The following is a 17,746-nucleotide window of genomic DNA, read 5'->3' on the forward strand; positions in this document are numbered from 1 at the left end:
GGCACTTGGGGGGTAGATAGCCGGTTGCCAGATCTGCGGGGTTGAGGGGCCCCGGTCATGAATCGGTGCCGAGGGGGGCATCATGCAACCGGACGGTCACGGTCCGTGTCCATTATCTGTGGGACGACTGTGCCCCGCCTTTGACGCGCCCGGCAGGGTCGAGGGGGATCCGAGCGGGCTCCGGGACCGATGAATCACGCGCTGATCTGCGTGTGGGGGGATGACTCATGACGTCGACGCCGATGGGCGCCCGGCAGGAACAGGAATACGACCCGTCACAGACCGCACAGCTCCGGGTGCCCGCGCACCGCACCGCCGCCGGTGCCCTGGGCCGCATCAAGAAGACCCTGCCCAGATACGACTACGAGCACTACAGCCGGCTCGCGGGCCCCCTCACCCAGCCCGACCCGACCCGGCCGTACACCGTGCAGTACCGCTCGCTGCTCTCCCAGGAACCGCACCGCGTCCGCGCCGCGCTGATGCTGGGTGCCGCCCCGCTGCTCTCGCTGGTCCTGCTGGCCTGGCTGCTGCAGCCCGAGCACTGGACCCAGCGGGACTACCCGGCGTACGACTTCCTGCCGGCCCTCGACATCGTGATGCTGGTGTCGATCGGCCTGATCGAGTTCTTCCGCTGCATGAACGTGCTGTCCAACGCGCACGCCACCCTGGTCGCCCGCGACCCGGTCCCGGTGGTCCCGGAGACCGGCACCCGGGTCGCCTTCCTCACCACGTTCGTGCCCGGCAAGGAACCCCTCGACATGGTCACCCGGACCCTGGAGGCGGCGGTCCGGCTGCGCCACCGGGGGCTGCTGCACGTCTGGCTGCTCGACGAGGGCGACGACCCGGAGGTGAAGGAGGTCTGCGCACGCCTGGGCGTGCACCACTTCACCCGCAAGGGCGTCGCGAAGTGGAACCAGCCGAAGGGCCCGCACCGCGCGAAGACCAAGCACGGCAACTACAACGCCTGGCTGGAGGCGCACGGCAACGAGTACGACTTCTTCGCCTCCGTCGACACCGACCACGTCCCGCTCCCCAACTACCTGGAGCGGATGCTCGGCTACTTCCGCGACCCGGACGTCGGCTTCGTCATCGGCCCGCAGGTCTACGGCAACTACGACACGTTCGTCACCAAGGCCGCCGAGTCCCAGCAGTTCCTCTTCCACGCCCTGATCCAGCGCGCCGGCAACCGCTACGGCGCCCCCATGTTCGTCGGCACCTCCAACGCCGTACGGATCAGGGCCATCCAGCAGATCGGCGGGCTGTACGACTCGATCACCGAGGACATGGCGACCGGCTTCGAGATCCACCGCACCAGGAACCCGGCGACCGGCCGCAAGTGGCGCTCGGTCTACACCCCGGACGTGCTCGCGGTCGGCGAGGGCCCGAACGCCTGGACCGACTTCTTCACCCAGCAGCTGCGCTGGTCCCGGGGCACCTACGAGACGATCCTCAAGCAGTACTGGAAGGGCCTGTTCAGCCTGGGCCCCGGCAAGCTCTTCAACTACACCATGATGATCATCTTCTACCCGATGTCGGCCCTCAACTGGATCCTGGCGGCGCTGAGCTGCGCACTGTTCCTGGGCCTCGGTGCCTCGGGCGTCAACATCGACCCCGCCGTGTGGCTGATGCTCTACGGCAACGCCTCCGCGCTCCAGATCGGCCTCTACATCTGGAACCGCCGGCACAACGTCTCCCCGCACGAGCCGGAGGGCTCCGGCGGGGTCGCCGGCATGGTGATGTCGGCGCTGTCCGCACCCGTCTACGCCCGCTCCCTGATGGACGCCGTGCTGCGCCGCAAGAGCAGGTTCGTGGTCACGCCGAAGGGCGAGTCGGCGAGCCCCGACACCCTCTTCGGGACCTTCCGCATCCACTGGTTCTTCATCCTGGTCTTCGGCGGCTCGCTCGCCGCCGGCTTCGCCGGGGGCCACTCGCAGCCCGCGATGATCACCTGGGCCACGCTGGCGCTGCTGATCACGGCCGCCCCGATCTTCGCCTGGCGGTACACGCTGCGGAAGGAACGCGGAGCGGCCGGGACGGTGGCCGAACCCGAGGACGCGGTACCGGCGGGATATCTGCCCGCGGGACACGCTCCGCAGCAGCGGCCGACCTGGACACCGCCCGCCGGCACCCCTGCGGAACAGACCCTGCGGATCGCGCTCGGCGGACTGGGAGGTCGTGAGGAATGAACGACAGCGCCGGCCGTCGCCGGGCCCGTCGCCTCGCGATCAGTACGGTGGTCGTCCTCGCCCTCGCCGGGATGAACGGGCCGTGGCTGTACCGCTTCGGGACCGACCGGTACCACCAGTACAAGATCAACAGACCGGAGTACAAGGCCGCGAACGGCCACTGGGACATCATCGAGTTCCCGAAGGAGTACCGCCAGGACACCATCCACGCGGTGCTCCTGCACACCGGGAAGGTGCTGCTCGTCGCGGGCTCGGGCAACAACCAGGACAACTTCGACGCGAAGATCTACGACAGCCGGATCTGGGACCCGGTCAAGGGCACGATCAAGAAGGTGCCCACCCCGGCCGACCTGTTCTGCACCGGCCACACCCAGCTCGCCAACGGCAACATCCTGATCGCGGGCGGCACCAAGCAGTACGAGAAGCTCAAGGGCGACGTCAAGAAGGCCGGCGGCGTCATGATCCTCTACAACGAGAACCCGGACAAACCGATGACCCTGCCCAAGGGCACCCGGTTCACCGGCAAGCAGAACGGCAAGACGTTCGTCTCCGACGACTCGGCGCTGATCCCGCGCGCGACGAAGGTCTTCGACAAGAAGACCGGCAGGTTCCTGCGGAACAACCCCGGTTACGCCCGGGTCGTCGTGGAGGCGCCCAAGCAGGGCACCCGGTACGAGACCGGCACCCAGGACAACTACAGCATCGGGGGACTGACCGGCGCCGACGCCCGCAACACCTACGGCATCGCCAACAAACTCGGCATGGACAAGCGGGACTTCGAGGGCATCAAGAACGCCTACGAATTCGACCCGGTCGCCGAGAAGTACATCAAGGTCGACCCGATGAACGAGGCACGCTGGTATCCGACGCTCACGACCCTGTCCGACGGAAAGATCCTCAGCGTCTCCGGCCTCGACGACATCGGGCAGCTGGTACCCGGCAAGAACGAGGTCTTCGACCCGAGGACGAGGACCTGGACGTACACGAAGTACAAGCGCCAGTTCCCGACGTACCCCGCGCTGTTCCTCCTCCAGAACGGCAAGCTCTTCTACTCCGGCTCCAACGCCGGATACGGCCCGGACGACGTCGGCCGGGACCCGGGCGTCTGGGACGTCGACACCAACCGGTTCACCAGGCTGTCCGGGCTCAGCGACCCGAACATGCTGGAGACGTCGGGGACGGTGCTGCTGCCTCCGGCGCAGGACGAGAAGTACCTGGTGGTCGGGGGCGGCGGGGTCGGCGAGTCCGCGCTGTCCACGAGGAAGACGCGGCTGATCGACCTGAAGGACCCGAACCCCAGGTTCGTCGACGGCCCCTCACTGGAGAAGGGAACGCGGTACCCGCAGATATCCGTCCTGCCGGACGACAGCGTGCTGGTGTCCGGCGGCTCCGAGGACTACCGGGGGCGCGGCGCCTCCGACATCAGGCAGGCACGGATCTACGACACCGCGACGAACTCCTTCCGTAGGGTGGCCGACCCGCTCGTGGGCCGCGACTACCACTCCGGGTCGATCCTGCTGCCGGACGGGCGGGTCATGTTCTTCGGCTCCAACCCGCTCTTCGCGGACAAGGCCGACACCAAGCCGGGAGTCTTCGAGCAGCGGATCGAGATCTACACGCCGCCGTACCTCTACCGGGACTCCCGGCCGTCGCTGAGCGGGGGGCCGCAGACCATCGCCCGGGGCGGGACGGGGACGTTCACGTCGCAGCACGCGTCGACGATCAAGAAGGTGCGGTTGATCCGGCCCAGTGCGACCACGCACGTGACGGACGTGGACCAGCGGAGCGTGGCGCTGGACTTCAAGACGTCGGGGAACAAGGTCACGGTGACCGTGCCGGGGAACCGGAACCTGGTTCCTTCGGGGTGGTACATGATTTTCGTGGACGACGACCAGGGGACGCCGAGCAAGGCGCAGTGGGTGAAGGTGCCGTAGCGCTCCCGCGGGTTCGGGCTTCGGCTGCGGGAGCGCTGTGGCTGGTCGCGCAGTTCCTCCCCCAGCCTTCGGCCGGGGGTACCCCCAGCGCCCCTAGGTTTCTGATCCTTGCGCCAGTTTCAAGGCGTAGGTGGGCCACCAATCGCCTGCCTGGGGGCCGCCCTTGCAGGTGCCGTCGGATTCGCCGGGGCGTTTGACCCACAGGTAGGCGTCGACCAAGGGGTCGGCTGTCTTCGTCGTCGGGGTCTCCCCCAGGGCGCGGCCCGGTGGGTTGCACCACCGTTCCTCCGGGTTGCCGCCTGTGTAGGGGCCGTTGCCGTTTCGGCTGGTGTCGATGACGAAGTGTTTGTCGCCGACCTTCGCCGAGAGCTGCTTGCCGTAGGTGATGGAGTCCCGGGTGGAGTAGAAGTTGGAGACGTTGACGGCGAAGCCGTCCGCGTGGGCGACGCCCGCCTGCTGGAGGGAGCGGTAGATCTGGTCGGGGTGGCCCCAGCCGGCGTTGCCCGCGTCCAGGTAGACCTTGGTGTTCTTCAGGGACTTGAGTTTCGTGATCGCGCCGCGCAGGAGGTCGTAGCGCTCCTCGGCGAACCGGGCCGGGGTGCAGCCGTCCACCAGGTGCAGGACCGCGTCCGGTTCCAGGACGACGGTGGCCGGGCGGTCCTGGATGCCGTTCGCGACCCCGTCGATCCACGACCGGTACGCGTCGCCGTCGGCCGCGCCGCCCTGGCTGTACTGGCCGCAGTCGCGGTGCGGGATGTCGTAGAGGACCAGGAGGGCCGTGCGGTCGGACCTCTGGGCGGCCTCGGTGAAGCCGCGTGCCTCCTGCTCCGGGTTCTCCGGGCCGATCCACTCGCCGGTCGGCTGGGCCGCTATCTTGCGGATCTGCTCGGCGTCGCCGTCCTCGCCGGCCTTCGCGTAGGCCTTCACCTGGCGGGCCGCGTTGGAGTCCGGGTTCACCCAGAACGGGTCGGCCTCCCTGGGCTGTTGGGTGATCGCCGCCTGCGGGCTCGCGGCCGGTTTGTCCCCGTCCCCGCCGCCGCCCGAGGAGCAGCCGGCGAGCAGCAGCGCCGCCCCCAGTGCCCCGGCCCGGACCGCCGAGCGGGCCCCCCTGCTGTCGTACATCCAATTCCCCCCTGGGTGCACTTGGCCAGAGCCCAATCGTGACATACCCGCCGCACTCGCCACGAGATCGCCCAACCCTTGTCGGTGAGCTGTTACAGCCCCCGTTGACGGGCGAGTTGACGGGCGCGGGGCAGGCTTGGCGGGCGCGAACCTAGGCCCGGGCGCCCGTTGCCCTCTAGAGTCGCTTGCGGGCGGCCCGGACACCGGCCCGCCCTTCCCAGCCTCCCGCGCCTGACGCCGGGTTACTCCCGCAGCCCGAGCGCGCGCGGTCGAGGACCGGCCCGGTCGGCGGTCTCAGGGGAGCGGGCCGTCGACCGGGCGACAGGTGCTGCGGTGCTGCGGCCCTACACGGCGCTTCCGGTGAGGTACGCCGAGACGACCACGTTCGCCGTGTAGCTGTGGGTCGTCCGGTCGAAGGTGCCGCCGCAGGTGATCAGGCGGAGTTCGGCGCGGCCCGACTCCCGGGGTCCGTAGGCCTGTTGGGCGTCGAAGTGGTCGCGGGGCAGGACCCGGACGTCGTCGACGGTGAACTCGGCGACCGTGTTGTCGGCGCGGACCACGCGGATCGTCTCGCCGGGGCGCATCGCGCTGATCTTGTAGAAGACGGCGGGCCGGGTCTCGGTGTCGACGTGCCCGACCAGGACCGCGGTGCCGGCCGCGCCGGGGTCGGTCCCGGAGCCGTACCAGGCGACCACGCCGGGCTGGTCGAAGGGCGGCGGTTCGACCCCGCCGTCCCCGTCGAGGCCGCGGGCGACCACGGGGGCCTGCACGCCCAGGTCCGGTATGTCGACGCGCTCGGGCACGGCCGCGGTCAACGGCTTTGCCGCGGGCGGGAGTTCGGGATCCGAGGGCGGACGGCCGACGGCGGCCACGTCGCCCGTGGTGGGCCCCGTCATGCCGTCGGGTATCTCGGTCACCCCGCGGCCCCACAGCCACAGCCCGAGCAGCAGGACCGCCCAGGCCACCCCGGTCAGCAGCCGTCCGGTGCCGGGGGAACGTTCGGTGTCGTCGGACATCGTGCTCCCGCCCTCAGCGCGCGCCCTGGCGGCGGCGGGCACTCAGCAGTCCCACGGCGACCGCGGCGGAAGCGGCGAGGAGCAGGCCGGTGACGGCCTGCGCGGTGTCCGGACCGGCCGAGCGGGCGTCCACCGAGGCGAGCGGAGCGGCGCCGCCGCCACCCGCGTGCACGGGTGCGAACGGCGAGGCGGGTACCACGCCGGGCGCGTCCTGCCGGGACGAGGAGTCGCGTACGACGGTGACGCTGCCGGTGACGGCGGAGCCGCCGCAGGAGACCTGCACGGTGTAGGTGCCGGCGCCGGCCGTGGAGCGGACCTGGGCCTGGCCGGTCAGGTCGCCGCCGGTGCCGGCGAGGCTGACGTCGGTGACGAAGGCCGTCGAGGCGGCGGTGCCGGTCGTACCGGAGCAGCCGCTCGCCCGCAGCGCCACCACGGAGCCGGCGGACGGGGAAGCGGGGGTCACGGAGACGCCCTGGCCGTCCGCCGCGAGGGCGGCCGCCGGGGCGAGACCGACGGCGCAGGCCAGGAGTCCGGTACCGAGAGTGAGGGGAATTGAGCCCATCGTGAACCTCCAGATATCTGGAGGCTCCCCCGCACGGGGCGCCCCCGCATCCTCGGGGGGCGCCTTGTTGCTCCGTACGGGTGGTCTCAGGTTTGATCACCGCCGGTCGGAGCCGATCGGAACCGGTCCGGAGCCGGAGCGGATCCGGTTCGGATCCGGTTCGGAGCCGGTTCGGAGCCGGTTCGGAGCCGGTTCGGAGCCGGTTCGGAGCCGGTTCGGAGCCGGTCGGATCCGGTTCAGATCCGGTCGACGAGGTCCGCGATCGAGTCCACGACCTCGGAGGGCCGGAACGGGTAGCGGTCGACGTCGTCCGGCTGGGTGACGCCGGACAGCACCAGGAAGGTGCGCATCCCGGCCTCCAGGCCCGCGAGGACGTCGGTGTCCATGCGGTCGCCGATCATCGCGGAGGTCTCCGAGTGGGCGCCGAGCGCGTTCAGTCCCGCCCGCATCATCAGCGGGTTGGGCTTGCCGACGAAGTACGGCTTCTTGCCGGTCGCGGCGGTGATCAGCGCGGCGACCGAGCCGGTGGCGGGCAGGTCGCCCTCCACGGACGGGCCGACGTTGTCGGGGTTGGTGGCGATGAACCGGGCGCCGTCGTTGATCAGCCGCACGGCCTTGGTGAGCGCCTCGAAGGAGTAGGTGCGGGTCTCGCCGAGGATGACGAAGTCGGGCTCGTGGTCGGTGAGGATGTACCCGATGTCGTGCAGGGCGGTGGTCAGGCCGGCCTCGCCGATGACGTAGGCGCTGCCGCCGGGCCGCTGGTCGTCCAGGAACTGGGCGGTGGCCAGCGCCGAGGTCCAGATGTTCTCCACCGGCACGTCGAGCCCCATCCGCCGCAGCCGTGCGCGCAGGTCGCGGGCGGTGTAGATGGAGTTGTTGGTGAGCACCAGGAAGGGCCGTCCGGACTCCCGCAGCTTCTTCAGGAAGGCGTCGGCTCCGGGGATCGGAACCCCCTCGTGGATGAGGACCCCGTCCATGTCGGTGAGCCACGACTCGATGGGCTTGCGCTCTGCCATGTGGTGCGTCTCCTGGCGTGCGGATGGCGGACGTGCGGTCATGCGCGAGCTGTCGTGCATGAGCTTGGGGCGCCGGAACCACGGCGTACCGACGCCCCCAGCCTAGTCAGGACTGCGCGAGTGCGACCCCGTCGATCACCCAGTACCAGTTGTTGCCGCCCGTGTACCGGAAACGGACCCTGGCGGTGGTCGCTCCGGCGGGGACCTGGAGGGTGACGGTCTCGGTGCGGGAGGGCACGTCGGCGGTGTAGGTGCGCACGGAGACGGGGGCCGCGCCGTCGTACGACACGAGCACCTCGCCCTTCTGCGGGGACTCCTGCCGGTAGAAGGTGGTGTAGGTGAGGGTGGCGGTGCGGCCGCCGGTGACCGGGTAGGCCGGGCTGACCAGGGTGGAGTCGAAGGTGCCGGTCAGGCTCCTGTCGTTCCACTCGTCGCCGTCGGCGACCGCGAAGACGTTCCGGGCGCGGACGTTGCACTCGCGGTTCTGGTCGCGCTGGGCCTGGGTCCAGAACTCGTCGGTGGTGAAGGACCAGCCCCGCCACTCGGTGACCCCGCCGGTGCCCATCGCGGAGTTGTCGACGGACCAGCCGGCCGGCGGGGTGTGGGTGAAGCCGAGGACCGAGGCGGCGATGCCGGTCTCGTCCACCCGGGACTGCAACTGCCCGCGCAGGCTGTCGAAGGCGTCGGGTGCGGGCTGCTGGACCGGGCGGCCGTCCAGGCCCCAGGCCGGGTCGACCGGGACGCCGAGGTGGGCGAGGGCGGAGACGGCGACGTCCGGCATCTTCACGTCGTACCGGACCGAACCGGCGGCGAGCGTCGGCCCGGTGGCGATCAGGAACGTCTGGCGTTCCTGGAGGGTGGAGCCGCCGTGGCCGCCGGGGTCGGTGTGCCCGTGGTCGGCGGTGACCATGACCAGCCACTCCTCGCTCGCGTAGGTCGCGCGGGACGTGACCGCGGCGACCATCTGGCCGACCTGGGCGTCGGCGCCGTGGATGGCGTCCAGGTACTGCTGGGAGGCGGCGCCGTAGCTGTGCCCGGCGTGGTCGATGTTGTCGAGCTGGACGAAGACGGCGTCCGGGTCGCCGTCCCGGAGCGTGGCGACCGCACGCGAGGCGGTGCCGGTGTCGTACTCGGCGCTCGGCGTGGAGACCCGGGTGTCGACCTTCGCCGAGAAGACGGTGTCGGTGATCGGCGCCCAGGAGGAGACGGCGTACGTCGACAGGGCGGGCGCGGCGGTCTCGATCCGGGTCAGGAAGTCCGGGTACTGGCTGAACCTGTTGCCGCTGAGCGTGTTGTCCTTCACGTTGTGCTTGTCGGGCCAGACGCCGGTGATGATCGTGGACCAGCCGGGGCCGGACAGGGTGGGCGCGAGCGGGTCGGCGTAGATGCTGCTCGGCGCGGTGAGACCGGCCGCCATCAGGGCGTCCAGGTGGGGCGCGTCGGCGTCCTTGACGCGGGTGAGCAGGCAGCCGTCGAGGCCGATGACCAGGACCTTGGGGGTGCGGGCGGCCGCCTCGGCGACGGCGGCGAGCGGGCCTGCGGTGGCGGCGACCGCGGCGGCGGAGACGAGGAACGTACGGCGGGACATGCGGTACGGCACGGGGACCTCCGTGGGTGACGGGTTGCGCGGGCATGGCAACGCCCCCGGTGGTTCCAGGGGCGTTGCGGTCCGGCTCGGTGTTCCGAAGGGCGCTCAGCTGCCGGTGGCGGACTTCCAGGCGTCCACGTACGACGTCAGGTTCTTGTCGATGTCGCTCCAGTCCGGCGTGAACACGTCGACGCCGGCCATGAGCTGGGTGAGCGCGGCCGCGTTGGCGTCGGCGGCCTTGATGTCGGTGCGGGCGGTGAAGCCGCCGCCGATCGAGCTGACCTCCTCCTGCTGCTTCTCGGCGAGCATGAAGTCGAGGAGCTTCTTGCCGTTCTCGCTGTGCGGGGCGCCGGTGAGCAGGCCGGCCGCGTAGGGCAGCGCGAAGGTGGTGGGCTTGCCGCCCTGGGCCGCCGGGAACCAGATGCCGAGGTTCGGCATGGTCTTGGCCTGGGCGTAGTTCATCTGGACGTCCCCGTTGGCGACCAGCAGTTCGCCCTTGTCGACCTTGGGGGCGAGCTTGCCGGTGGAGGCGGACGGGCCGACGTTGTTGGCCTGGAGCTTGCCGAGGTAGTCCAGGGCCTGCTTCTCGCCGCCGAAGTCGTGGATCGCCTTGATCAGCACGGCGGTTCCGTCACCGGCGACACCGGGCGTGGAGTACTGGAGCTTGTTCTTGTAGGAGCCGTCGAGCAGCTGCTCCCACGTCGTCGGCGCCTGCTTCAGCTCCTTCTTGTTGTAGACGAAGCCGAAGTAGTTGTTGACGACGGAGGTCCAGGTGCCGTCGGCGCCCTTGTCGGCGGCGCCGACCTGCGCCGAGCCCTCGGGCCGGTACTTCTGCAGCAGCCCCTTGCCGTCGGCCTGCTGGATGAACGGCGGGAGCGTGACCAGCACGTCGGCCTGCGTGTTGCTCTTCTCCCGCAGGGCGCGCTGCACGACCTCGCCGGAGCCGCCCTCGACGTACTTGACCTTGATGCCGGTCTGCTTGGTGAAGTCGGCGAAGACCTTGTCGTACCAGCCGTCGTTGTTCTCGCCCTTGAGACCGTCGGCGCTGTAGACGGTGACGGCCTTCTCGTCGGAGGCGGCCGAGGAGCCGCCGCAGGCGGAGAGCAGCGGGGTGGCGAGGAGGGAGACGGCTACGGCGATCTTGAGCGTGTTTCCGGGCTTGTTCCTGGGCGTGTTTCTGGGCATGGCGAGGCGAACTCCTTGCGTCGGTAAGGGTCGTTGAAGGACGTGGATCAGCGGTACGAAGCGCGGTTGCGGACGCGGGAGACGGCGAACAGGACGATCAGGGTCGCCGTCATGAGGACCACCGCGAGCGCGGAGCCGGCGAACAGGGCGCCGCGGTCGGTGGCCGAGTAGATCAGGACCGGAAGCGGGGTCCAGTCGGGCGGATAGAGCATCATCGTGGCGCTCAGCTCGCCCATGGAGAGGGCGAAGCAGAGCCCCGCGGCGGCGGTGAGCGAGGGCAGCAGCAGCGGCAGCCGGACCCGCCACAGCACATGGGCCGGACGGGCGCCGAGGGAGGCGGCGGCCTGCTCGTAGGCGGGGTCGAGACGGGTGATCGCGGCCGACACGGACTGGTAGGCGAAGGCCGTCACCAGCACGGTGTGCGCGAGGATCACGATCCACCGGGTGCCGTTGAGCAGCATCGGCGGCTTGGAGAAGGCCACCAGCAGCGACAGCCCGACCACGACCGACGGCACGGCGACCGGCAGCACGAACAGGGCGTCGACGACCCGCCGCTGCCGCTTCTTCAGCCCGGCCGCGGCGAGCGCGGCCCAGGTGCCGACGGCCAGCGCGAGCAGACTCGCGGTGACGGCCGTGACGAGGCTGGTGGTCAGCGCCTGCAGGGCGTCGCCACGGGTGGCGGACCGGAAGTTGGCGACCGTCGCCCCCGAGGGCAGCACACCGGACCAGTGGGTGGCGAACGAGGCGCCGAGGACGACGAGGAGGGGCAGGGCGAACAGCGGCAGGAAGAGGACGGCGAACACCGCCCACACCACCCACCTGGCCCCGCGGTTATGCACCAGCACGACGGCTCACCACCCGGTAGAGGCCGTAGAGACCCACGGAGATCACGACGTTGACGACGGCGACGACACAGGCGCCCGGGTAGTCGGACTCCAGGATCGCCTTGCTGTAGACGAGCATCGGCAGGGTGGTCACGCCCTTGGCCCCCGTGAAGAGCACGATCCCGAACTCGTTCAGGCAGAGCACCAGCACCAGGCTCCCGCCGGCCGCCAGCGCGGGCAGCGCCTCCGGCAGGATCACCCGGGCGACGATCCGCGGCGCCCGCGCCCCGAGACTCGACGCCGCCTCGATCTGCGCGGTGTCCACCTGCGAGAACGCGGCGAGCAGCGGCCGCATCACGAACGGCGTGAAGTAGGTGACCTCGGCGAGCAGCACCCCCCACGGCGTGGTCAGGAACTGGAACGACCCGATGATCCCGGTCGTGCCGTAGATGAAGAGCAGGGCGAGGGTGATGAGGAAGGACGGGAAGGAGAGGTAGACGTCGATGAACCGGGCCACCCCCTTCGCCCCGGGAAAGGGGATGAAGGCGATGACCAGCGCGAGCACGAAGCCGAGCACCATGCACCCGACGGTGGAGGAGACGGCGATCCAGACGGTGGTCCAGAGAGCGTTCCGGAACGACTCCGCGGCGAAGACGTCGGCGTAGGGCCGGAGGGAGGTGCCTCCGCTGTCGGGCTTCACCGATTGCCGGACAACCAGCGCCAACGGATAGAGAAAGAAGAAGCCGAGCAGCACAACCGGCGGCAACACACCCCACCTGAAGGGGCGCGGGGCTGTGTCCGATGTGCGGCTGCCGCAGCGTGGGCGCGACCAGCCCCCGCCGGCCCGCGCCCGACGAACAACCTCAGCCACGGCTCACCCCGGCGGGCAGCAGCACCGCGTCCTCCGGTGCGAAGTGCAGCGCCACCTCGTCCCCGAACCCCGGCGGGTCCTTCAGCTCCCGCAGATCGGCCATCACCTCGTGTCCGCCCACCTCGACGTACAGGCGGTGCGTGGCCCCCCGCCACTGGACGTCCTTCACGACACCCGCGAGCTGGTTGGGGCCCTGCCCCAGTCCCACCAGGTGCGGCCGTACGCACAACGTCGCCCGAGCCCCGGACACGGCCCCCGCCGTGTCCACCTGCACCCCGACGCCCGCGAAGTCGACACCCCCCGCGGCCACGGTCACCGGCAGCAGGTTCGCGCCGCCGACGAAGGACGCCGTGAACTCGTCGGCAGGCGCCCGGTAGAGCTCCGTCGGCGTCCCGCACGCCCGCAGCCGCGCCTTGTCCATGACCGCGATCCGGTCGGCCAGCGTCAGCGCCTCGACCTGGTCGTGGGTGACGTACAGGATCGAAACGTCCGGCAACTCCCGGTGCAGCCGGGCCAGTTCGGCCAGCATCCCGGACCGAAGCTGCGCGTCGAGCGCCGACAGCGGCTCGTCCAGCAGCAGCACCTCCGGCCGGATGGCCAACGCCCGTGCGATGGCCACCCGTTGCTGCTGGCCGCCGGACAGCTCCCGCGGATAGCGGCGCGCGTACGCCGCCATCCCGGTCATCTCCAGCGTCTCGGCGACCCGTTCCCGGATCTCTTCCTTGGCCGTCCGGCGCGCCCGCAGCCCGAAGGCCACGTTGTCGGCGACCCGCATGTGCGGGAACAGCGCGTACTGCTGCACCACCATCCCGATCCCCCGCCGGTGCGGCGGCAGGTCGGTGACGTCCCGGTCGCCGAGGAACACCCGCCCGGAGACGGGCCGTACGAACCCGGCGACCGCCCGCAGCGCAGTGGTCTTGCCGGAGCCGGACGGCCCGAGCAGGGCCATCACCTCGCCGGGGGCGACGGTGAGGTCGAGGGAGTCGAGAGCGAGACTGCCGACGTTCCCGTCGTAGGCGACGCTCACCGAGTCGAAGCGGATACCGCTGGTCATCCGAGTGCTCCCGGCAGGTCCGCGACGCTCTCCAGCACATGGGTCGCGCCGGCCGCGCGCAGCGCCTGCGCGTCGTGCGCACCGGTCAGCACCCCGGCGACCAGGCCCGCTCCGGCGCGGACGCCGGTGAGCATGTCGTAGGAGGTGTCGCCGACGACGGCGACCTGACGGACGTCGTCGGCGGCGGCCGTGCGCAGCAGGGCGGTGAGGACCATGTCCGGGTACGGCCGTCCGCGGCCGCCCGCGTCGGCGGGGCACAGGGTGAGCGGCACCAGGTCCTGCCAGCCGAGGGCGGCGAGGATCGCGTCCTGGGTGGCACGGGCGAACCCGGTGGTGAGGACGACGGTACGGCCGTCCGCCCGGAGCTTCTCGATGGTCTCGCGGGCGCCGGGCAGGGCGTGCACCCTGCCGCCGTCGACGAGTTCGGCGTAGGCCGCCTCGAAGGCCCGGTTGGCCTCCTGGGCCTTGGTCTCCGCCCCGAACAGGTGCCGGAAGACGGAGATCTTCGACTCGCCCATGGTGGCGCGGACGTGGTCGATCATCCGGTCGGGGTCGGCGCCCAGACGGCGGGCGGCGGCCGTGAACGCGTGCTCGACGAGCCCGCCGTCCGCGACGGTCGTACCGGCCATGTCGAGCACGACGAGCCGGATGTCCTCGGTGGTCGCTGCCTTGTCGGTCATCTCTTTCACCAGCCCAGTTCGTTCGCGGTTGTCTCGGCTATCGCGGGCGAGCAGGTCATGCCGCGCCCGCCGGGCCCGGTGACCAGCCACACGCCGTCGGCCACCTGCTGCCGGTGCACGACCCGGGTCGGGTCGGTGCACTGCGCGTACACCCCGGCCCAGCGGTGCCGGATGCGCGGCAGCGGCCGGCCGAGGAGGGATTCGACGACCCCGGTGAGGTGCTCGTAGGGCTCCTCGACGGTGTCGAAGGCGAAGGGGTGCTCGTACTCGTGGGTGTCGCCGATGGTGAGGCCGCCGTCGGCGCGCTGCACCATGAGCAGCTGCATGCGGTGGGTCGCCGCCGTCTCCGGCTGCGGCGAGCGGGCGTTGAGCTCGTCCAGGGCCGGGGAGGCGTACGCCGGGTAGTAGCGGAAGCTGTCGGCGTCGGCGACCGAGGTGGGGAGGGGTTCGCCGAGCGGGTCGGTCTGCATCATCTGGAGGCGGACCCGGCGCACCGGCAGGTCGGGGCCGGCCAGTTCGCGGACCAGGCCGCCGAGCCAGGCGCCGGTGCACAGGACGACGACGTCGGCGTGGTGGACGTCGCCGTGGTCGTCGCGGACCGTGCCCGGGCCGGTCACCTCGCGGACCTCGCGGCCCGGCAGGAAGGTGTAGGCCGGGGACTTCAGCAGCTCGGCGCGGAGGGCGAGCTGGGCGGTGCGCGGCTCGACGGCCGCGTCCCGCTCGCAGTAGAGGGCCGCGTCGAAGTCACCGCGCAGGGCGGGGTTCAGGGCGCGGGCCTCGGCCGGGGTGAGCAGCTTGTGACCGCGGGCGGCCGCGTCGCCACGGGCCACGGCGGCCTCGGCGACGGCGAGTTCGTACGCGCCGCGCACCGGTGTCAGCGACCCGTTGGCGCGGAAGCCGAGCGCGGGCACCCGGCCGCCGATCTCCTCCCACAGCTCTCTGGCGCGCAGGGCGGTCTCCAGTTCCGCTCCGCCCGCGCGCCCGCTCACCCAGATCTGCCCGAAGTTGCGCAGCGAGGCGCCGCGGGCCTCGGCCTCGCGCTCGATCTGCACGACCTCGTGGCCGCGTTCCATTGCCTGCCAGGCGTGCATGGTGCCCACCACGCCTGCTCCGACGACTGTCACTCTCACGACGGCCACGCTCCTCGCGACTGGGGAACCGGAAAGGTCCGGCTGACAACGAGAGCGTGAACTGGTCATCACGTTTGGGCTAGACCCGTTATCTTTTCGTGATGCTCAACCATGATCAGAAGCACTCGAAATCGGTACTTTTCAGCCGCCGAGATGAGCCGAGAACGAGAACCGGTCCCCCCGGTACAGCGACCGCACCCGCTCCAGCGGCCGCCCCTCGGTGTCCCGTGACACCCGGTGGATCAGCAGCATCGGCAGGGCCGGCGGGGTGCCGATCAGCAGCGCCTCGCGCGGGGTGGCCAGCACGGTCTCGATGCGTTCGTCGGCGTCTCCGAAGACGATGCCCTTCTCGTGCAGGTAGCCGTAGAAGGAGGAGTCGGGGTGGAAGTCGGTGTCGAGCTGCGGGACCCGGGCGACGGCGACGTACGTGCTCTCCAGGCCGACCCGCTCGTCGTCGGCGAGCAGCACGCGCTCCAGGTGCCAGACGGGTTCGCCGCGCTCCAGGCCGGTCTCGGCGGCGAGCGCCGCCGGGCAGGGGAAGCGGTCGAGGGTGACGAGGCTCCGGCCGGGGGTACGGCCCTGCCGCCGTACCCCCTCGGTGTAGCTGGCGAGGGAGAGCGGCTGCTCCAGCTTGGGCCCGGCGACGACCGTGCCGCGGCCCTGCCGGCGCAGCTTGCCCTCGAGGACCAGCTCGCGCAGCGCCTGCCGGACGGTCTCGCGGGCGACCCCGTACTCCTCCGACAGGTCGCGCTCGGTGGGGATGACGCTGCCCTCCGCCAGCGCGCCGACGAGCTGGTCGATCCGCGCCTTCACCGCGTAGTACTTCGGGATGCGGCCGTGCTCCGGGATGCCGGAGCGGACGGGGGCGCCGGGGGCCTGGTCGTTCGGGTAGTCCACGCAGGGATCGTCGCAGACGACGCCGGGCCGGCCGGACCGGGGGCAGGCCCGCGGCGGCGCCGCCGCCGTCGCCCGGCAGGGGTCACCGCCGGCGGCGGGCCAGCAGGAACGCGCTCGCTCCCACGGCGAGCAGGGCGACGGAGGCCGTGAACAGCCCGTGGGCCAGGCCGAGGCCGGTGCGGGCCAGTTCACGGGCACGTTCCCCGGCCTCCCAGGGTCCGTCGGCGCCGTCCCAGCCGCCTCGGCTGTCCCAGGCCTCCCGGCGACGGTCCCAGACTTCCCGGCGGCCGTCCGGGCTTCCGGCGGCCTCGTCGGTGAAGGGCGGGGCACTGTCACCGGGGGAGGCGGCGGGGCTGGCCCCCTGACTGCTGTCCGGACTGACGGGGCCGGTCCCCGAGGGGCCGGGGCTCTGCGTGGGCGTCTGCGGGCCGGCCTGCGTGGCGCCTGCGGACGGGACGGCGGGGGCGATGCTCGCGGGTGGCGGCGGCGGTTCGCCGCCGATGCCGAAGCGGTAGTCGTTCGACTCCCCCACCCACGCGCCGTCCGACCCCTGCCGCTGCACGGCGGCCGCGTTGGCCGTGACCCCGTTCCGTACGGCGTCGGAGGTGACCGCCAGTCGCACCTTGACCGAGACGGTCGCCCCGGGCGCCACGGTGAGCCCCGGGAAGTCGGTCCCGTCGAAGACGCCGACCAGCTCGGACTCGTCGGTCTCCGTCAGCGGGACCGGGCGGGTGCGCGGGCCGTCGTAGAACTCCAGCTCGGTCTGGGACGGCTTGAGGGCCTTCTTGTCGTCGACGAGGACGACGACCGGGTGGACGTCGGCGCAGGTGTGGCCGGTGGTGTTGGTGAGGTCGAGGTACCAGGTGCCGAAACCGCCGCCGGGCTCGTAGGACGAGGGGCCGTCGTGGAGGCGGGTGGTGAGGGGGAAGCCCTGCTGGTCGGCGCCCGCGCAGGAGGCCCCGGCGACGGCGGGGGCGGCCGTCGCCTGCGGCGCGGGAGCGAGTACGGCGGCTGCGGCGGCCAGGCAGAGGGACAGGGGGGTGCTCAGTCGCATGCGCATGAACAGGTGACTCTGCCGGACACGAACCGCCGTCACCGGCTGCCACTCCACGAAACCGGACACGCTCCGCCCGATCGGCCGCCCCCCGTACCCGGTTCGCGGACCACGCCACGCTTCCCACGCCCACCGCGCCGCGTTTCCCCACCCCGCCGCGACGGCGATCAGCCACGACGGCGGATCCGGGCGGCGCCCAACGACCGGTAGCCACCTGCCCGCCGGTGGGGGCCGACCGCGCAGTTCCCCACGCCCCTCGGACGGCTGCGCCACCGGTACCCCGCCAGTGCTCCCCACCACGCCTCCAGCCGAACGGCGATCAGCCGCGCCCGGTTCGCCCACCGCGCCCCGCCTCCCCACCCCGCCGCGACGGCGATCAGCCACGACGGCGGATCCCGGCGGCGCCCAACGACCGGCGGCCACCTGCCCGCCGGTGGGGGCCGACCGCGCAGTTCCCCACGCCCCTCGGACGGCTGCGCCACCGGCGCCCCGCCAGTGCTCCCCACCACCCTCCGGCCGAACAACGATCCGCCGCGCCCGGTTCGCCCACCGCGCCCCGCCTCCCCACCCCGCCGCGACGGCGATCAGCCACGACGGCGGATCCCGGCGGCGCCCAACGACCGGCGG

The 17,746-nt window shown here is 71.6% G+C and carries 15 protein-coding genes; 2 read left to right on the top strand and 13 right to left on the bottom strand.

The features are described 5' to 3' along the window. The first annotated feature begins 227 nt into the window (after window positions 1-227). Both ACIQVL_RS08135 and ACIQVL_RS08140 read left to right on the top strand, forming a co-directional pair. Complete coding sequence (locus ACIQVL_RS08135) at window positions 228-2,186, top strand: glycosyltransferase family 2 protein (RefSeq protein WP_403474747.1); 1,959 nt, start codon at window positions 228-230, stop codon at window positions 2,184-2,186. After that, window positions 2,183-4,120, top strand: a complete 1,938-nt coding sequence (locus tag ACIQVL_RS08140; protein WP_403474748.1) for a galactose oxidase-like domain-containing protein — start codon at window positions 2,183-2,185, stop codon at window positions 4,118-4,120. Before ACIQVL_RS08135 ends, ACIQVL_RS08140 begins: the two co-directional genes overlap by 4 nt. A 93-nt stretch (window positions 4,121-4,213) precedes the next feature. Here ACIQVL_RS08140 and ACIQVL_RS08145 read toward each other — a convergent pair whose 3' ends face one another. The 13 genes from ACIQVL_RS08145 to ACIQVL_RS08205 form a co-directional block, all read right to left on the bottom strand. Continuing rightward, window positions 4,214-5,242: a glycoside hydrolase family 6 protein gene (locus ACIQVL_RS08145; RefSeq protein WP_403434448.1), complete on the bottom strand. Its 1,029-nt coding sequence runs from the start codon at window positions 5,240-5,242 to the stop codon at window positions 4,214-4,216. A 344-nt stretch (window positions 5,243-5,586) separates the two neighbouring features. Beyond that, window positions 5,587-6,258 (bottom strand): class F sortase, encoded by a 672-nt coding sequence (locus ACIQVL_RS08150; RefSeq protein WP_403474749.1) that lies wholly within the window; start codon window positions 6,256-6,258, stop codon window positions 5,587-5,589. A 13-nt stretch (window positions 6,259-6,271) separates the two neighbouring features. After that, on the bottom strand, window positions 6,272-6,820 hold the full coding sequence (locus ACIQVL_RS08155) for a hypothetical protein (protein ID WP_403474750.1): 549 nt from the start codon (window positions 6,818-6,820) through the stop codon (window positions 6,272-6,274). A 236-nt stretch (window positions 6,821-7,056) separates the two neighbouring features. Beyond that, window positions 7,057-7,836, bottom strand: coding sequence for an HAD-IIA family hydrolase (locus tag ACIQVL_RS08160; RefSeq protein ID WP_403474751.1), 780 nt, complete (start codon window positions 7,834-7,836; stop codon window positions 7,057-7,059). Between the two features lie 106 nt (window positions 7,837-7,942). After that, window positions 7,943-9,424 carry an alkaline phosphatase family protein gene (locus ACIQVL_RS08165; RefSeq protein ID WP_403434924.1) on the bottom strand — a complete coding sequence of 494 codons (1,482 nt, stop codon included), beginning with the start codon at window positions 9,422-9,424 and terminating at the stop codon, window positions 7,943-7,945. Between the two features lie 105 nt (window positions 9,425-9,529). Further along, window positions 9,530-10,609 carry a 2-aminoethylphosphonate ABC transporter substrate-binding protein gene (locus ACIQVL_RS08170; protein ID WP_403474752.1) on the bottom strand — a complete coding sequence of 360 codons (1,080 nt, stop codon included), beginning with the start codon at window positions 10,607-10,609 and terminating at the stop codon, window positions 9,530-9,532. A 47-nt stretch (window positions 10,610-10,656) separates the two neighbouring features. After that, on the bottom strand, window positions 10,657-11,454 hold the full coding sequence (locus ACIQVL_RS08175) for an ABC transporter permease (protein WP_403434458.1): 798 nt from the start codon (window positions 11,452-11,454) through the stop codon (window positions 10,657-10,659). Then, window positions 11,441-12,202, bottom strand: a complete 762-nt coding sequence (locus ACIQVL_RS08180) for a 2-aminoethylphosphonate ABC transporter permease subunit (protein ID WP_403434461.1) — start codon at window positions 12,200-12,202, stop codon at window positions 11,441-11,443. Before ACIQVL_RS08180 ends, ACIQVL_RS08175 begins: the two co-directional genes overlap by 14 nt. Before the next feature lie 94 nt (window positions 12,203-12,296). Further along, entirely contained in the window at window positions 12,297-13,358 is a 1,062-nt protein-coding gene (locus tag ACIQVL_RS08185; RefSeq protein WP_403434464.1) for an ABC transporter ATP-binding protein, read from the bottom strand. After that, window positions 13,355-14,038, bottom strand: a complete 684-nt coding sequence (locus ACIQVL_RS08190; RefSeq protein ID WP_403474753.1) for a phosphonatase-like hydrolase — start codon at window positions 14,036-14,038, stop codon at window positions 13,355-13,357. The genes ACIQVL_RS08185 and ACIQVL_RS08190 overlap by 4 nt, the downstream gene beginning before the upstream one ends. Window positions 14,039-14,043: 5 nt before the next feature. After that, window positions 14,044-15,168 carry a TIGR03364 family FAD-dependent oxidoreductase gene (locus ACIQVL_RS08195; RefSeq protein ID WP_403474754.1) on the bottom strand — a complete coding sequence of 375 codons (1,125 nt, stop codon included), beginning with the start codon at window positions 15,166-15,168 and terminating at the stop codon, window positions 14,044-14,046. Window positions 15,169-15,309: 141 nt separating this feature from the next. Beyond that, window positions 15,310-16,065, bottom strand: a complete 756-nt coding sequence (locus ACIQVL_RS08200) for a GntR family transcriptional regulator (protein WP_403434470.1) — start codon at window positions 16,063-16,065, stop codon at window positions 15,310-15,312. An 82-nt stretch (window positions 16,066-16,147) separates the two neighbouring features. Next, a complete protein-coding gene (locus ACIQVL_RS08205; protein WP_403474755.1) occupies window positions 16,148-17,119 on the bottom strand; it encodes a hypothetical protein in 972 nt (323 codons plus the stop codon). Window positions 17,120-17,746: the final 627 nt, after the last annotated feature.

The sequence above is a fragment of the Streptomyces sp. NPDC090499 genome (assembly GCF_044769305.1).
GTDB lineage: Bacteria > Actinomycetota > Actinomycetes > Streptomycetales > Streptomycetaceae > Streptomyces.

Excerpts from the sequence above, each read along its gene's own strand:
- ACIQVL_RS08145 (WP_403434448.1), bottom strand. The coding sequence starts at position 5,242 with ATGTACGACAGCAGGGGGGCCCGCTCGGCGGTCCGGGCCGGGGCACTG.
- ACIQVL_RS08170 (WP_403474752.1), bottom strand. The coding sequence starts at position 10,609 with ATGCCCAGAAACACGCCCAGGAACAAGCCCGGAAACACGCTCAAGATC.
- ACIQVL_RS08185 (WP_403434464.1), bottom strand. The coding sequence starts at position 13,358 with ATGACCAGCGGTATCCGCTTCGACTCGGTGAGCGTCGCCTACGACGGG.
- ACIQVL_RS08140 (WP_403474748.1), top strand. The coding sequence starts at position 2,183 with ATGAACGACAGCGCCGGCCGTCGCCGGGCCCGTCGCCTCGCGATCAGT.
- ACIQVL_RS08135 (WP_403474747.1), top strand. The coding sequence starts at position 228 with ATGACGTCGACGCCGATGGGCGCCCGGCAGGAACAGGAATACGACCCG.
- ACIQVL_RS08190 (WP_403474753.1), bottom strand. The coding sequence starts at position 14,038 with ATGACCGACAAGGCAGCGACCACCGAGGACATCCGGCTCGTCGTGCTC.
- ACIQVL_RS08160 (WP_403474751.1), bottom strand. The coding sequence starts at position 7,836 with ATGGCAGAGCGCAAGCCCATCGAGTCGTGGCTCACCGACATGGACGGG.
- ACIQVL_RS08205 (WP_403474755.1), bottom strand. The coding sequence starts at position 17,119 with ATGCGACTGAGCACCCCCCTGTCCCTCTGCCTGGCCGCCGCAGCCGCC.
- ACIQVL_RS08155 (WP_403474750.1), bottom strand. The coding sequence starts at position 6,820 with ATGGGCTCAATTCCCCTCACTCTCGGTACCGGACTCCTGGCCTGCGCC.
- ACIQVL_RS08150 (WP_403474749.1), bottom strand. The coding sequence starts at position 6,258 with ATGTCCGACGACACCGAACGTTCCCCCGGCACCGGACGGCTGCTGACC.
- ACIQVL_RS08165 (WP_403434924.1), bottom strand. The coding sequence starts at position 9,424 with ATGTCCCGCCGTACGTTCCTCGTCTCCGCCGCCGCGGTCGCCGCCACC.